Below are 16205 nucleotides of genomic sequence, written 5' to 3'. Positions count from 1 at the left end.
ACTCAGTCTACTATACTTGTGAACATCATATTGGCCTGACCCGTGCTGGGATTGGCTTTACTGCCTTCGCGTTGACCTGTCGGCCAGTATTGATGTTCCCCGAGGCTTCCCGGGCTCAGCGTTTGTGACCTAATAGGAGCTTTGTTCTGCGCCGTGAGTGTCCTGTCCTGCGATTGAGATTGGGAATACGCCACCACTAAGGAGTGTATCCCATGAAACTTGAATCGCCACAGGAAGTTATTCTAGGTGTAGATACACACCTGGATGTCCATGCAGGTGCTGTAATCAGCGAGATAGGTCAGTTACTTGGAACTCGATCCGTTTCCGCAAGTTCGGCAGGTTACCTTGACTTGCTAAGCTGGGCTTCGTCTTTTGGCACCCTGACTCGTGCAGGTATCGAAGGGACAGGAACCTATGGTGCAGGACTTTGCCGTTTCCTGATCGATAATGGAATCACGGTTCTTGAAGTGAATCGGCCTGATAGAGCCAAGCGACGACAGCAGGGCAAGTCCGACCCGACGGATGCCGAAAGTGCAGCTAGAGCGGTGTTGTCAGGTATAGCGACCGCCATACCTAAACAGCAATCAGGTGCCTGTGAGGCGATGCGCATCATATCCGTCGCCAGGCGCAGCGCCGTAAAGGCGAAGACGCAAGCGATCAATCAATTACGCGCCTTGCTGGTGAGTGCGCCCCAGGACATCCGCGAGAAGCTATGGAGACCGAAAACAGGCGACTGCGTGAAGGCTTGTGCAAAGATCCGTCACCTAGGAGATAGTGTTCTCTTGCAGGCGTTGACCTCAACGCTCAGGTCACTTGCCAAGCGATGGCTGACGTTAGCTGCCGAATTAGAAAAATTTGATAAGCAACTGGAGGCACTTACCCAAAAGCATGCGCAACAGCTGCGGAGTCGCTTTGGCGTAGGTCCTCATACTGCGGCTATTCTTTTGTCCGTTGCCGGAGACAACCCTGAACGCCTGAAGAATGAAGCAGCCTTAGCTTCGCTCTGCGGTGTAAACCCTCTACCCGCCTCCTCAGGCAAGACGACAAGGCATCGACTAAACCGAGGTGGCAGCCGAGCGGCTAACAATGCGTTATGGACGATAGCTATGGTTAGGATGCGAAGCGATCCCCGAACCCGTGCCTATGTAGACCGACGAACAGCGGAAGGACTTACGTCCAAGGAAATTCATCGCTGCCTGAAACGATATATTGTTCGAGAATTATTCCCACTGATAATGAGGGATCTTGGAAAATTACGGGAGAATATTTGACATAGGAGCGTCAACGCGGTTGTTGAGCGATTTTTCGGCAGTCTGAAACACGATTGGCTACTTAAAGTACACCAGCCAACACGGGCTCACATGAAACGGGATGTCGAGGCCTACATGAAGTATTACAACCTGGAGCGACTGCATTCATCGAATGGTGATCAGGCTCCAGCAGAGTATGAGAAATTAGCAAATTAATGTGTCCGGTTTTATTGACCAGAACAACTTCTAGCATCCTCTCAAAAAAGAAGACACGTCTTTGGGCATGTGATGCGTGCAAATCAATGGGAGTTCGGGACGATCAGGATCAGGCCAAGCCACCATTTAAAGAGCGCGGCAAGATGTTGAAATAGCCTCTCCCAAAAGAACTGTTAGCCCCTGATTGCGTGATGCAGCCAGTATTTTTGGCTGCTGTACGCAAAATGTTCAGGGGTAGGTATGCCCAAAAAGACAGATTTTAAGTACAGAGTCTCATAAAAACTAAGAAATACATTTAAAGCAATGATTATATTCATAATTATTGAAGTTTTTACTTAATCGAGTGACTGTTTTTTTGAGGCCATGAGCGCATTTTCTTACCTGTGGCGTGGGCAGTAGCTTAGCTAGACCGCAACACGTAAAAGCAAGGGTATTATAAAAGACCGTTTTCTAAATAGAGCATCAAAGCAGAAGTTTCGCCAGGTAGTAGCAGGCCGTTTGCCCTTTTCTAATTCATTAACTACCTTTAAGATATATTAAATGCAATTATGACAGGAGCATCAGCATGGGTTTTTTTGTGCTGACTTGAATAGGGCTAAATCCATTTCAGCTTTGAGCCTCAATGTTGATTACGGTCTTATAGCATAGCGGTTATTGCATACTCGGATCAGCCAACGTATTTCTATGGGATACCACCATGCAAAATGACAACAAACACATTATCGTCACATCGCAGCACTCAATGACGACAATCACACCTTCATTTCCGGCAACGGGTGTGATGGATTACGAGGAACCGCCCGTTCGGGTGATATTTGACCTTAGCCAACCATTCCCTCGCGGAAGCAATGCTGCTCACCGGCATTTGCGTAACCAGGAATCCGTTGCCAGCGTCACTTCAAAGCGGAGTCTCATTAACGAAATTGCCACCAAAGCTCTCGGCGCACCCAAGCCACCAAAGTTAAGCGCACCCAACAATGACGGTCGGGCTCAACATCCCAACCAGGCATTCCCCTATGATTATGTAGACTGGTCAACCCTGACGCCTGATGTGGTCAGCGAGATACTGGCAACCTACCGTGATTCCGGCCAATCCCCAGCCAAACGGAATGCCGTTCGTGCGGTAATTCGCGGTATAGCCACAGAAGCCTGGATGCTAGATCAGATCAGCCATGCCACCCTGGATCGTATTAAGCAGATCAAGGCGGCCCGTTATTCTCACGCTAAACGCGCCGGGACTGCCCATAGTGCAGGCACAATTAGGGCACTACTTGATTTGTGTGACCAAGAGCCCACTGCTAGGGCATTTCGTGATGGCTTGATGATTGCGATGATGGCATCCATTGGGCTTCGGCGTGCCGAAACAGTTAGCATCCAGCTCAAGGACATTGATTTCATCAGCCATGAGATCACGGTCGTAGGTAAAGGCCAAAAGCAGCGCTCGCTGACGTTACCAGACTGTGTAGTATGGCGCTTAAATGAATATCTGGATAAGTACCGTGGCCGTACTCCAGGTTATTTATTTAATCCCATTTGGGTAAAACAGAAGGCACCTTCAAACGACTATCTTAAAACCCCGTTAAGCCTTCGTAGCGTCAATAATCGTCTGGAACGCCTACGGCTGATGTTGCCCGATGAACTGAAGTTGGCCCCCCATGACTTGCGGCGCACCTGCGCGACGGATTTGCGGGAAGCCGGTATGTCGATACGGGAAATTCAGGTAATACTAGGCCATGCGTCTGTTGTGACAACCGAGCGTTATGTCTTCGATGAAACCAAGAGTCACCGTCAAAAAGCGGCGCGTTTACAGTCTGGCCGGTTCGGCTACCGCCCTGAATAACGCTGCTAACTTGGTGGTCAATAATGGTGACATATCCAATTAAATCAAACGAATATGTTTACAAAATATTTATCCAAACATGGGAAATAATATATGAGCGGGTTTTCAAAGGAATATCTAGCCCAGGTCGAAATAGGCATGAAACTTGAGGCCGCCACTAGCGATCGTCTTTTTGCCACAGAGGAACTGCTTCGCCATAAACCTACGTCAGCCGCGGTAAGGCACATGGTAAAACATCTCGGATTGTGTGCTGCGTCTGTCAGAGAATGCGAGAACTTTGATGCGATTATGCCCCACGACTGCGACGATCTTCGGAATCATTTCATGATGCTCGTTCAGCAGGCTGGGGAGTGGATTGATAGTAGCTTTTAAAAGGATAAGTTTCGAGGCACTTTTGTGACTTATGAAACTGCATGATATGCCGCAATACACTAAAAACACTATATATGATTATATATAGAGTATTAAAAACGAACATTAGTGTTAACTTGCTATCCTGATATAGGTATACGCACTGCTTTAGCGGAGACACTTCATGACAACTGACACCCTGGATAAAGACTACCGACGCTTCAGGCTCATTCATCAAGCGGGTGAGTGTTTTGGTCGATTGGTGAAGGCCATTGACGACGTGTGTGCACAGTACGAGAGAGAACGTCCGCAGGCCTGGGCCATGACGGCTGCGCATGCCAATTCCGATTGGCTACGGTGTGTCCTGATGGATATGTGGCATGAGGCAGGCACATCGGGTGTGTTGACATCCAAGCATGCAGGCGTCATTGCAGCTTCCGAAACACTGAGAGAAAAATTCGGTGGGTTGAATAAGCAAAAGGCTATGTTTCGGGCGATTGCCGATGAGATCAAGCAGACTGAGCCGCAACACAACTCGCAATCGTTACTCAAAGCAGAAGTTGGCAGCCAGTTCCAGTATTTGCGCCAGCACTTGAACACAGCAGGGCTTGCCAGGTTGAGCCTGAAGAAGACGATACGAGCGGTGCATGTTCTCGATCATCCGATCCGGCATATCGGCGTTGGGTGGCAGGTTTCTGGGCGTTCGATTGTAAAAATTAGCATCGCGGAGGCCGAAAAGCGGCTAATTAAGCTCGGCGCCGATCAGCCACACATCGCGATTCAGTTGAAAAAGCTGGCCAGTCTTCCAGCGAGTGAGCCGCTGGCGCTGGTACGCAAGCAAACCCCTCAGCTTCGGGCGAACGTTTACTTTGCTTCTGTTGAGGAACAACCTACCCCCCGCCCGCTCGCGTTCAATTCGTCTGTGCCTATTATTGTGCCACCCGATCCACGAACAGGATTGCTACCTGCGCTTCGAACACCGCCCTCAGAACCGGATATGGAACAACGTCGCAAGCGACGTAAAGATGCGAGAATAGACGTAGAGCCTTATTTACCGTCCATCGGTGTGCATCGCTACTGCATTGGCGCAGAATCAGTCGCGTAAGCCCCGTCACTCATGTATTTGGTCTTCCAGGGGTAAGCAGTTAGTGGCATCTGGCCTGCATTTCGTGCCATCCCAGAAATGAGTTTGGCTAGGTGGCTTATGGTTTGGATCATTGGGAATCCAAGCACCCTTCCGGTGTGCTGCCAACCGGCTGTCAGAAGCCTGTCGCTTTGCCGTTAAAGACCGCTTTAGTGGGAGCGCCATCAGGCCAATGTTCAGGCTGCTTGAACGTGCTTGGTATATGTGTCCAACTTGGGCGAATTTTTTCACTCTTTCTTTTACTTGTTTATGTCAGGATAATTGTTTTAATTCATATAGTTGTATAACGGTAATGTCCCTTTTCTCGGGTGCTACCCACAGGCTGTTCTGGAATTCGAGTTGATCTGTAGTCTCGGTTTGTGGCTTAAAGTCCAAATATCCCAACTTACGGGTAAGTGTCACAGGCCTATGTGAAGAAGCGTACTGATCAGGGCCTTACAAAACTAGAAATTATCCGTTGTCTGAAGCGCTACATAGCCCGGGAGGTTTACCACATCATTCGCGCCGGAAATCGAGCGATCAATCAGGTACAAATAGACACTTGATCTTTAGAAATGCGTCAGTACCAATCCCGTTTTCATCGACGCTGCTACACGCCAACCTACGATACAGCGTGCATAAACATCGATAACGAACGCAACGTAAACGAAGCCAGACCAGGTAGCGACATACGTAAAATCGGCCACCCAAAGCTAATTAGGACGCATGGCCGTCAAGTCACGTTTCACTAAATCAGGTGCTCGTTTCTGGCCGGGATAACTGATCGTCGTGAAGGGGCGTAGGCCTCGCACCACGCCGCGAATCCCTAGGCGTCGCATGAGCCGTTCTACGGTGCAACGAGCAACATTAACGCCCTCACGGCGAAGTTGCCGCCAGACCTTACGAGCACCGTAGACGCAGAAGTTTTCCTGCCACACCCTCTGAACCTCCGCCGTAAGAATCGCACATCCTGCGGATATCGATCTGCCCGCCCCTCAGGATCGGTCTCAAGTGCCTTGTGGTGGTAATACGTCGATGGGGCGATTGGCAGCTGGCTACAAATCGACTCAACCTCGAGCTGAACACGATGCTCGTCGATAAATGACACCATCAATTGGGTTTCCGGTCGAGTTCCGCCTGGGCGAAAAAAGCAGCCGCCTTACGGAGAATTTCATTGGCGCGCTTCAATTCGACGTTTTCACGCTCTAGCTGCTTGAGTCGTTCATTTTCAGGCAGGTTAACCGAGCTATCTTCCTGTGTGAGTTCTGAGCGTTTGCACCAGGCTCTTAAGGTCTCTGGTGTACAACCAAACTTGCTGGCAATGGAGCAGATCGCCGCCCACCGCGTAACAGTGCTTAAAGAAAATCCGCAACGGCGCCATATTGTCATCATCATGCGATCATGGGTGGCTGGTCTTTTACCTTGCTGACTTAAGAAGTGGCCTTTGGATACTTGGTATATATTGAGGACAAGGAACCTGAGCTTCCAGTTCCGGCAGGTTTTGAGGTATATATTGACTGGATCCGGCAACAGGACTTCACAAGTGCAAATGCGGCCATCGGCAAGGATTATCGGCACAAACTCGCCCCGAACCTGTGCCTGGAGGACATTCTGGAAGTGGTGAGGACATCTGACTGGTCACTGGCCCAAGACATTCGCATCGCCCTTCACGCCTATGTGATCAGCGCCGACAAAGAGATCAGCTACCGTCATTGGCCGCTCCCCAAAGGGGCTGCTTCCAAAGATAAAGATCGACAGGCCATCGTCACCCACCATGCCAAGCAACTTTGGCTGCAAATGAGCGACCTGAATAACCGCAACGTCTCTATTACCCACGACGGCTATTTCAAGTTGTTCCAACTCAGTCAGCCGGATTTGTCGTCGCGTTACGATATTGTTCTGCTCGATGAAGCTCAGGACTCCAACCCCTGCGCGGAAGCGATTGTGATAGACCAGCCCAGGTGCCGCGTTCTTTTGGCCGGTGATCCGTACCAGGCCATCTATCAGTGGCGGGGAGCCTAGAACGCCATGGCGTCACATCGCGTTAAAGATGTCACCGTGATGCGCTTGGCTACGTCCTTTCGCTTTGGCGCAAAGATCAGTGACACGGCCAATGCCTTGCTGGCGCTGCAAGGCGAAACCGTCCCGCTCAAGGGACTCGCCGACCGGCAGGATTGCGTCGTGCCTGCCCAGCAGTTCAGGCTCAAACACTCGCCAGTACCGCAGGTGACGTTTTGGCAAGGGGGGCGGCCTACACTTCTCACGCCGCCAGCTCTCGGTTCACCTGGTCGGCGGCAGTGATGCTTACCCGATTAACGACATGGAAGATCTGTTCTGGCTCTCGCGTGGCAAGCGCAAAAAAATACGCAGTAAGCAATTGCTGAAGGACTTTGAAGATTTCGATATGGCGGTCTCAATGAGCAAGTGCAACACTTAACCTATCAGGTATGGTATTGCCATGACTCATTGTTATCGCCATCTTTCTGCTGAAGACCGAGCTGCCATCATGCTGATGCAGGGGCACCACTCGATTCGTGCCATCGCGCGTCAGCTGGATCGTGCACACAACACCATTTCACGAGAACTGACACGCCACACGGTCAGGTCTGACATAGCGTATGACGCTAGTCTCGCTGGATACCGAGCCTGACTGACCCACTGTCGGCCTCGACGTTCTCCGAAGCTGCACCTCGATGGTGAGCTGTTCGAACTGGTGGCCTACCTGCTGCGCAAGTACTGGTCACTAGAGCAAATAGCCCACACTGAAGCGTAAATTTCCTGATAACACTTACCTCCATGTCTTCACACGAAGTCATCTACGATGCGCTCCAACTTATAGCCAAGAAGAGCTAGATGCCATTGCTTTAGAGCTAAATATGCGGCCTCGAAAACGCTTTGATTTTAAATGTCCGATAGAAGTCATGAGCGAGCTAATGGCCAAGTATCATGAGAGCCCATCAACTATCCAATGAGGGTGTTGCACTCAGAATCTGCATCCGCCCTTATCATTTAAGTTCTCCACAAATCCATTCGGAGCAAGCCTACCCGGCTAAACAAAGGCCCAAAGATTACTGAAATTTCCGCTATCCATTATCGCCGGGTGTCTAATGGTCAATAACCGCTCAGGCTTGATCCGGTGATTCAAACCAACTCTGTCTGTATACTCTTCCTTTAACGGACACAAGTTTCCTATTAATACCCCATCAGACGTGGCAGTGTCAGCGACAGCGCAGGAAAGTAAGTTGTCAGCATGACGACAGGCATATACGCAAATAGCAAGAACACACAGGTGGGAGAAAGCATCTGTACCAACGGCACCTTACCCACTAAGGAACCAAGATAAAGTAGCGGCGCGGTAGGCGGTGTAATCAGCCCCATACCTAAGTTGGTAGTGATGATCGCAGCGAAGTGGACAGGATCAATCTCAAGATTATGCATGATGGGCATCAACATAGGCGTGGCCAACAGGATAGCGCTAGCATCGTCCATTAGCATGCCAACAACAATAAGAAACAGATTAACCATCAGCAGCAGGATGAGCGGATTATCGCTAACATGCGTAAAGCCTTCAAGCATCAGCTGCGGCACATTCTGCATCGTCAGCATGCGCGATAGCATAGAGGCAAAAAAAACCAGCACCAGAAGTACCCCGGTCATCTGCCCAGCCTTCCAAAGGGTTGTGTATAGATCCTTCCAGTCCATATCGCGATAGATCAGCACACTCAAAGGCATGGCATAAATAACCGCCACAGCGGCCGCCTCGGTTGGCGTAGTTACCCCCCCATAGATACAACCGAGAATAATCAGCGGCATGAACAGGCCAAGACTAGCTCGGCGGCCACGCCGGGCAACCTCTTGCCCCCACTCGCGCGCTGGTAACGCTGGCATCTGCTGCAATGGCATACGGCGAGTAAGCACCCAGTTCCAGAAACAGAACAGCGCGATGAGCAAGAAAGCCGGTATGATCGGCGCAAGAAACGCAGCCGTAATAGAAGTGCCAGACACCCAGCCATAAAGAATAATCGACGCACTAGGCGGCAATAGCAGCGCCAGCACGGATGAGCAAGATACCAAACTAGTCGCATAGCCACGGTCATAACCGTTCTCTACCATGCGAGGAATCATCGTAGTGCCAATCGCTGCGACTGCAGAAGAAGCCATACCCGATATTGCACCAAACACAGCCGTTGCGAGCACAACCACAATACCTAAGCCACCGCTAAACCGACCCACGATGGATTCAGCTAAATCAATAAGCCGATTGGCGATGCCGCCTTGGCTCATGATCGCCCCAGCGATTATATAGAGCGGAATAGCCAATAACACCACAGAAGACACTTGACTAAAGCCAGCACTCACCAAGAACGTCGCGTTCCCAAAATCGCCAACAGTAAACAGAAACAGCACTGCAGCCGCAAAGCACAGCGGAACCGGCAAACCAATCACTAGTAACACGCATAGAATCACTGCGTCGATAAGAATGTATTCAAGCATGGGTGCCTCGGCTCCTCGTCCAGAGGACGATGGTCTCAATCAGCTCAAAGAAAAAATATAACGTCATCAAAGCCAGGCCGACGGGGATCGCCATTTGCGCATATCCCACAGGAACATTAATTTCGGTAGACATCATATTGAATTGCAGCGACCACTTAGCCAGGCCATAAGCCCAGACTGTCATCCAACCCGATATCACCACTGACAATGCACCAACCAAAAGCTTAATCACACGCTGGGCAAGCTCACCCCGCCAGACCAATGACACTAACGAAGCAGACATATGGCCACGCTGCTCGGCGCCGATAGCGGCGCCGAGGAAATACAGCCACACGGCTATGTAACAAGCGATTTCTTCAATACCGAAGATCGCCATCGAAAATACATAGCGCGAAACCACCTGAATAAAGATCAGCAGTGTGATAGCCAATCCCGACATCACCACCAGAAAGCGCTGTAGGGCAACCTTCGCACACCATAAGCGGCACAGAAAACGAGAGACTTTTAACATATTGTTACCTCGCTAAGGCTTCGTCAGCTCAGTCTAGCGCTAGGCCTGTGCGTAGCTCGCTCATCATGTCGTCACCCAGCTCATCGCCAATGTCTGGCCACACCTGCTCGCGGGTAAAGGTTGCTAACTGTTGTAATTGCTCAGTGGATAAACGAACAACATTCACGCCCTCTGCCTCAAGCGCTTCAAGCTGTCGCTCATCGGCGGCTTCCACCTCATCAAAGCGTTGGGAAGAAACCTCTTGGGCAACATCTACCAACAATTGCTGGTCAGATTCCGGTAGCGACGCTAGGCGCTGCTGGTTCATGACAAACCAACCCAGCTCTAAGTGGTCGTTGTACTGAACCCAAGTCTTCGTGATGTCCTTGAAATTGCTGTAAGCCATTTCAGGAGAGCCACCAATCTGACCATCCACAACGCCCGTTTGCATACCGGTGTACAGCTCAGCCCACGGAATAGTAGCCACTTGGTAGCCCAAGTTCTCCATCAAAGTGCGGTGCGTGGTGCCGCCCGGCCATACACGAATTCGCAAATCCTTATCTTCGCCTGGCGTAGCCGGGTTATTCACTTCTTTCGTAAAGCCCGCGCCGCCCATGCCATCGGCAAACACACCCAGCAAGCGTAACCCCTGCTCCTCAATTAACCCATCCACGATATTGAAGGCAAAACCATCACGCTCGTAGGCCGATTCAGCTTCCGCATAAGTGGGTGCAATGTAAGGAAACCAAGCAATCGCTAAGCGCCGATCAAAATTAGTAGAAAGAGGTTGTAGGCCAATATCGACCGCACCCTGCATAAGCAGAGCGTGCGTTTCCGTCCAGTCACCAAGTTGGCTAGAAGGATACACAGAGATATCAATACGCCCATCGCTACGCGCCTCGACTTGATCAGCGAATGCCTGAGCTGCCTGCCCAGCGTCCGAGTCCGCACGATACATATGGGTTAAACGCAGCGAAACATCCCCAGCATATGCGTAGACTGAACTCATACTCACGGCCGCAAGCGTCGTAATAGCGAAGAATTTACGTAGAGGCTGCATAACCTTCTCCTGATCCATCGTTGTCTAGTTAGTATTATGTTTAATTGTATGGCGACACAATCAATACAATCATGGAAAATTGTGAATATCAATCCTCAATATCTTGGTTTTTTCATTCAAAACGCATATTATTTGTCAATACAAGCAGCACAATACATCTAAAGGCACTTCAATGTTAGATACTCTGCTTACAGAAGTAGAGAAGGAGCTTGGCTCCCTCAATCACCCTGAACCGCTCTATATCCAGCTAGCCCAAGCGCTTTCGAACGCCATACGCTCGGGCCAGATTGGGCTAGGTGAAAAACTTCCACCGCACCGTGAGCTGGCGAAGCGTTTAAAGGTCAATGTTTCCACCGTCACTCGAGCCATGGCGATTCTACAGGACGATAAACTGATCGAGACCCGGCCCGGACGCGGCACTCGTGTTTCCGCCTATCGCTCAGAGGAAGCCCAATTCCAATCAGCACCACTTAACGAAACAGGCATCATCGATCTCAGCGTTAACCGCCCGGCTACCGATGCCTATAACCATGTACTCGCAGCACTATTGCCCGAATTACCGCTAGACCCCCGCTTTTCTTCCATGAAGGACTATCACCCTTCCGAAGGGCCAACCTGGGCGCGTGAAGCTGCCGCCGCCTGGCTGTGCCAGCAAGGGCTAACAGCGAACGCCTCACAGGTCATCATGTGCGATGGGGCACAGCACGGCCTAGCGCTAGCGCTTCGCGCCATCGTCGAACCGGGTGAAACAGTGCTGGCTGATGACATTACTTACCAAGGGATTGCCGCCCTGTGCCGCACGCTGGATGTAAACCTTGAGGGCGTGCGTACTGACGAACGGGGCATGGTGCCGCAAGCGCTTCAAGACGCCTGCAACAAACACGCGCCTCGTGCTGTTTTCATCGTTAGCTCCATACAAAACCCAACGGCCGTTACCTTGGACCAAGAACGGCGTAACGAGCTGTTAACAGTGATAGAAGCAGCGGGCGTACTGCTGATAGAAGATGATGTCTACCGGCCACTGCTGGATACGCCTATTCCCCCCCTAGCCAGCAGCCTGCCTGAGCAAACGCTTTATATAACCTCGCTATCCAAATGCGTGGCTCCCGGCCTACGGATAGGCTTTATACTCGCCCCCGCCGACCTCGTTACCGATTTAAGCTCCAGCCTACGCGTAGATTGCTGGAGTACAGCGCCACTTTCTGCCTTGGTGGCAACACGACTAATGGAAAGCGGCAAAGTGCGCGATTTAATCGTCGTTCAGCGTGAGGAATTACGCGCACGGCAAGCAATACTCCGCCAAATAATGGGCGACCTAGACGTACACAGTGGCCCCACAGCGCCCCACGCCTGGCTGAAACTGCCTGACAGTTGGCAAAACCACCACTTCAGCAATGCGTGCCTCAACAAAGGGGTAGCGGTGCTCCCTGGCTCAGCATTTGTCCTCGCCCCCCAGAACACCTCTAACGCCATACGCATCAACCTCTCTGCGGCCTCCACCCGTGAACAGCTTACCCACGGGCTGACGGTCATCGCTGAGTTGTCTCGAAACGGTCCACCCCCTCAACCAAGGCTTTCTTATGACTCCAACACGCAATGAGATTATCGTCATCGGCGGTGGCGCCGTAGGTATTGCCTGCGCCCTATGGCTGCGCCGCGATGGTCACCAAGTCGTCCTGCTAGAACCTGAGGACATTGCCGGTCAATGCTCCTATGGCAACGCCAGCACACTTTCAGAGTACGGTTGCACCCCTGTTGCCAATGCCTCTGTTTGGTCGCAGTTGCCTAACCTGCTGTTCTCTAATAATTCTCCCTTCGTGGTTCAGTGGACGCGCCTTCCAGAGCTAATGCCCTGGTTGTTGCGCTTTATGGCCCAATGTAACAAACGCTGCGCAACGATAAATGCGCAGCGCCTTGCACGCTTATTAGGGCAAACTTTCAGTGGTTATGGCCCCCTGCTTGAAGCAGCACCCCAAGCACGTGAGCTGATTCGCAATGAAGGCTGCCTATACGCCTATACCACTGAAAAAGGGCTAAAAAGCGCGCAAGCGGGCATTGCTTTACGCAGCTCGCTCGGTGTCGAGCAAGAGATACTCAACGCTGCCGGCGTTGCAGCCCTAGAACCCGCCATGGCGGGGAAAAGCGTTGGGGGCGTCCTCTTCCCAAACTCGTGCCACCTCCGCGATACACAAGGCTTTATACAGGCACTCGCCCAGCCCCTACTTTCGGAAGGCAGCATTCTAAAAGGCCGCGCACGCGGATTACGCACCGCCAACGACGGTGTGCATATTGAGTGTGAGGATGGGAAAACGCTCTTGGCTGATCGCGTTGTATTAGCTGCAGGTGCCTGGTCAGCAAAACTTGCCGCCACGCTTGGCGAACGTATTCCACTAGATACGGAACGAGGCTACCACGTTGAGTTTGAGTTAGGCCGCGAAGTGCTCACGCGCCCCACCTGCCCTGTAGAAAGCGCCTTTTATATGACCCCCCTGGCCAACGGCCGCCTTCGCGCCGCAGGCACCGTAGAACTTGCCTCGCTACGCGCCCCCACCAACCCAGCACGCATCCGCTTTATCGAAGAACGGGTACGTAAGCTGATGAATATTGACGCCCCGGTTAGCCACCAATGGATGGGGATGCGCCCCACCCTACCCGACTGTGTGCCGGTGATTGGCCCCAGCCGCTACGACTCCCGGGTTATTCACGCCTTCGGGCACCAACACCTCGGCATCACCTTAGCCGGCACCACCGGTGAGCTTGTAGCGGCGTGCGTACGCGGCCAAGCTCCTGACTGGCTTAACGATTATAGCGCCGCCCGTTTCTAAAACCAAGAGCCACCAGGATCACCCATGTGCATTCAACGCCACAACACCTCCCCCCGCATGAGCCAAATTGTCGTGCATGGCAACATGCTCTATCTTATAGGCCAAGTAGGGGTAGGGAAATGTGGCGAGCGCCCCCTAACAAACCCGCCAAGCTCTAGCCGAAGTAGAGCGCCTACTAAAAGAAGCAGGCTCTTCGCCTAAACATATTCTGCAGGCCATCGTCTGGCTAGCCGACATGAAAGATTTTGAAGCAATGAATGCCGTATGGGATGCACGGGTACCCGCAGGCCACGCCCCAGCGCGCGCCCGTGGTGAATCTCGCCTGGCCGCCCCAGGCTATCTAGTCAAACTCATGATCACCGCAGCCATCATTTATCCACGTTAAGTACCTAAACGTAGCGACACGCAGTAATGTGCATGTGTTGCGTATCACCGCCGTTACCGCTCTACACAGTGTGTCATTATCTACAATCTTACCGATGAGCTGGAGCGCAAGATCATCGCCCTGTTTGCGCTCGGCAACAGCTATCAGGACATCCGGGCTCATATTGCCGAACTGTATGATATCGAACTTTCCAACGGCACCATTAATGCCGTCACCGATGTAGTGGCATAGTGAATTTGGCCACCTAATTAGAGGTGCTACTATGCACCAAGACATCACTAGGTGGCAGCATGGCAACAAGACCAAAACGTAACTTTAGCCCTGAATTCCGGCTCGAAGCAGCACAGCTAGTCGTTGATCAACACTATACGGTTCGAGAGGCGGCTGAAGCCATGAATGTGGGGTATTCGAGCATGGATAAATGGGTTCGTCAGTTACGCCAAGAGCGTGATGGCCAAAGCCCTAAAGCTACGCCCATGACACCCGATCAGCTCAGGATTCGCGAGCTTGAAAAGCGCATCCGTTACATTGAGATGGAAAAAGATATCTTAAAAAAGGCTACCACCGCTCTCTTGATGTCGGACTCCCTGAACACTTCTCGCTGATCGAGAAACTCAAGACGAGCTACCCGGTAAAAAAACTGTGTGACGTGTTTGGCGTGCATCGCAGCAGCTTTAAATACTGGAGGCAACGTTCAAAAAGACCTGTGTGTGCCACGAAAGCCAAGGAAATAGCCAAGGTCAGAGAACTATTTCGCGAGAGCGAAGGCTCGGCAGGTGCGCGCAGCATTGCAGAGATGGCGACAAGGCAGAATATTCCGTTAAGCCGCTATCGCGCTGGCCGCCTGATGGAAAAACTTGGTTTAGTGAGCTGCCAAGTTCCTGGGCACACCTACAAGAAAACAGGTGATGAGCATGTTGAGATACCGAACCACTTAGAGCGACAGTTTAACGTCGAGGCACCCAACCAGGTTTGGTGTGGCGACGTCACGTATATCTGGACTGGCAATCGCTGGGCTTATCTAGCCGTTGTCATGGACTTATTTGCTAGGAAAACGATTGGCTGATCAATGTCGTTATCACCCGATAGCAAACTCACCAGCAGTGCATTAAAAATGGCTTATGAGAGTCGTGGGCGGCCAAAAGGTGTTATGTTCCACAGCGATCAGGGCAGTCATTATACGAGCCGCAAGTTCCGTCAGACGCTCTGGAAATGTCAGATAAAACAAAGCCTAAGCCGACGTGGGAACTGCTGGGATAATGCGCCAATGGAGAGGTTCTTCAGGAGCTTAAAAGTTGAATGGGTGCCAACGTACGGCTATCGCTCATTCTTGCAGGGGCAGCATCATATCGTGAACTATTTAATCGGGTATTACAGCCAGCTTAGGCCTCACCAACATAACGGTGGTATGAGTCCAAATCAGGCAGAGGAAAAATACTGGGTTAACTATAAACCGGTGGCCAGTTTTACTTGACCACTACAGTTGAACCGAGTGTAGCGAAGCACAGTCGATTCTTCTTTGTATGATCTGTACACATTTTGCAGCATGAAACATCTCGCGGGGGATAAACCCTTTCTGATTGAAGCCTCCAAAGCGAATAAGAAGGATCGGGTCTATGTACGCTCTGTACAGATTACCCAGGACAGTAAGACAAGGCACCCACGTTCTATGTACGGAGTGAACGGGTTTCTATGTACGAATCGGACAGGTTTCTATGTATTATTTGGACGGATTTTATCGCTAAATTTCTGTAATTGATAGACTTTTTTGAGTCTTTCTTCTTTCCTTTAGTCCTTCTTCCCTTTCCATATATCCTTTAAAGATCGCAAGCCAAACCCTGAAAAGGTAATGTCCTCTACGCGGTTGTAACTCTAGCCACTGACAGTAACGAGCGCATCAAGTGATTCCCAGAGCAGACCATCGACATCGCCTCTGCTATCCTCGTATGCTGCCTCAAAATCCAAAATCCAAAAGCGTGTCAAAGCCAAAGGTGCTCACTATCAAGATTAAAGTCACCTGCCAGTATACGAGGCACACCAGGACAGGCTACCTCACCCAAACCACTGCCAATAGGCAGCCGGTCGCGCACACTGTCTCCATACAGAATATGCACGTAGGCGATTGCAAATATATCGCTCTCGCTGGTATCTCAATCGGTAAACAGCGCTGA

At 51.3% G+C, this 16205-nt stretch carries 10 protein-coding genes, 7 pseudogenes and 1 other annotated feature; of the genes and pseudogenes, 12 read left to right on the top strand and 5 right to left on the bottom strand.

All coding sequences use genetic code 11. The features are described from left to right. The first annotated feature begins 212 nt into the window (after positions 1-212). The 4 genes and pseudogenes from ACT3R7_RS19535 to ACT3R7_RS19520 all read left to right on the top strand — a co-directional run bounded on the left by ACT3R7_RS19535 (position 213) and on the right by ACT3R7_RS19520 (position 4762). Entirely contained in the window at positions 213-1271 is a 1059-nt protein-coding gene (locus tag ACT3R7_RS19535) for an IS110 family RNA-guided transposase (protein ID WP_192536300.1), read from the top strand. A 12-nt stretch (positions 1272-1283) separates the two neighbouring features. Further along, positions 1284-1466: pseudogene (locus tag ACT3R7_RS19530) on the top strand (integrase core domain-containing protein); the annotation flags it as partial. 697 nt (positions 1467-2163) lie between these two features. Further along, positions 2164-3306 (top strand): tyrosine-type recombinase/integrase, encoded by a 1143-nt coding sequence (locus tag ACT3R7_RS19525; protein WP_192536301.1) that lies wholly within the window; start codon positions 2164-2166, stop codon positions 3304-3306. A gap of 535 nt (positions 3307-3841) precedes the next feature. Beyond that, positions 3842-4762 carry a hypothetical protein gene (locus ACT3R7_RS19520; RefSeq protein ID WP_192536302.1) on the top strand — a complete coding sequence of 307 codons (921 nt, stop codon included), beginning with the start codon at positions 3842-3844 and terminating at the stop codon, positions 4760-4762. Positions 4763-5361: 599 nt separating this feature from the next. Here ACT3R7_RS19520 and ACT3R7_RS19515 read toward each other — a convergent pair. Continuing rightward, positions 5362-6127, bottom strand: a pseudogene (locus tag ACT3R7_RS19515) (IS3 family transposase); the annotation flags it as partial. Then, positions 5817-5933: a sequence feature (AL1L pseudoknot), on the bottom strand. (Overlaps the previous pseudogene by 117 nt.) A gap of 270 nt (positions 6128-6397) precedes the next feature. Between ACT3R7_RS19515 and ACT3R7_RS19510 the strand changes: the two are divergent. Continuing rightward, positions 6398-6802: a UvrD-helicase domain-containing protein gene (locus ACT3R7_RS19510; RefSeq protein ID WP_193057410.1), complete on the top strand. Its 405-nt coding sequence runs from the start codon at positions 6398-6400 to the stop codon at positions 6800-6802. Positions 6803-6814: 12 nt separating this feature from the next. Here the strand turns inward: ACT3R7_RS19510 and ACT3R7_RS19505 are convergent, their stop codons facing one another. Next, complete coding sequence (locus ACT3R7_RS19505; RefSeq protein WP_427031515.1) at positions 6815-7021, bottom strand: hypothetical protein; 207 nt, start codon at positions 7019-7021, stop codon at positions 6815-6817. Between the two features lie 217 nt (positions 7022-7238). Here ACT3R7_RS19505 and ACT3R7_RS19500 point away from each other — a divergent pair. Then, positions 7239-7630: pseudogene (locus ACT3R7_RS19500) on the top strand (transposase); the annotation flags it as partial. Beyond that, positions 7615-7752: pseudogene (locus ACT3R7_RS19495) on the top strand (IS30 family transposase); the annotation flags it as partial. The pseudogenes ACT3R7_RS19500 and ACT3R7_RS19495, both read left to right, overlap by 16 nt. 220 nt (positions 7753-7972) lie before the next feature. Here the strand turns inward: ACT3R7_RS19495 and ACT3R7_RS19490 are convergent. From ACT3R7_RS19490 to dctP, 3 genes are read right to left on the bottom strand one after another with little or no spacing between them, the layout of a single operon-like run. Further along, positions 7973-9274, bottom strand: a complete 1302-nt coding sequence (locus tag ACT3R7_RS19490) for a TRAP transporter large permease (protein WP_192536307.1) — start codon at positions 9272-9274, stop codon at positions 7973-7975. Then, positions 9267-9785 carry a TRAP transporter small permease gene (locus ACT3R7_RS19485; protein ID WP_192536308.1) on the bottom strand — a complete coding sequence of 173 codons (519 nt, stop codon included), beginning with the start codon at positions 9783-9785 and terminating at the stop codon, positions 9267-9269. Before ACT3R7_RS19485 ends, ACT3R7_RS19490 begins: the two co-directional genes overlap by 8 nt. A 28-nt stretch (positions 9786-9813) precedes the next feature. Continuing rightward, a complete protein-coding gene (dctP, locus tag ACT3R7_RS19480; RefSeq protein WP_192536309.1) occupies positions 9814-10824 on the bottom strand; it encodes a TRAP transporter substrate-binding protein DctP in 1011 nt (336 codons plus the stop codon). Positions 10825-10996: 172 nt separating this feature from the next. Between dctP and ACT3R7_RS19475 the strand changes: the two genes are divergently transcribed. The 5 genes and pseudogenes from ACT3R7_RS19475 to ACT3R7_RS19455 all read left to right on the top strand — a co-directional run bounded on the left by ACT3R7_RS19475 (position 10997) and on the right by ACT3R7_RS19455 (position 15508). Next, entirely contained in the window at positions 10997-12424 is a 1428-nt protein-coding gene (locus ACT3R7_RS19475) for an aminotransferase-like domain-containing protein (protein WP_192536310.1), read from the top strand. Beyond that, entirely contained in the window at positions 12405-13649 is a 1245-nt protein-coding gene (locus ACT3R7_RS19470) for an NAD(P)/FAD-dependent oxidoreductase (protein ID WP_192536311.1), read from the top strand. Before ACT3R7_RS19475 ends, ACT3R7_RS19470 begins: the two co-directional genes overlap by 20 nt. Positions 13650-13848: 199 nt before the next feature. Beyond that, positions 13849-14034: pseudogene (locus tag ACT3R7_RS19465) on the top strand (Rid family hydrolase); the annotation flags it as partial. Between the two features lie 87 nt (positions 14035-14121). Then, positions 14122-14253, top strand: a pseudogene (locus ACT3R7_RS19460) (IS256 family transposase); the annotation flags it as partial. 71 nt (positions 14254-14324) lie between these two features. Continuing rightward, positions 14325-15508: pseudogene (locus ACT3R7_RS19455) on the top strand (IS3 family transposase). Positions 15509-16205: the final 697 nt, after the last annotated feature.

Origin of the sequence: Halomonas sp. AOP43-A1-21, assembly GCF_052376775.1 — a bacterium.
In the GTDB taxonomy this organism is placed as follows: Bacteria; Pseudomonadota; Gammaproteobacteria; order Pseudomonadales; family Halomonadaceae; genus Vreelandella; species Vreelandella colorata.
This window is presented reverse-complemented; position numbering and strand designations above follow the sequence as displayed.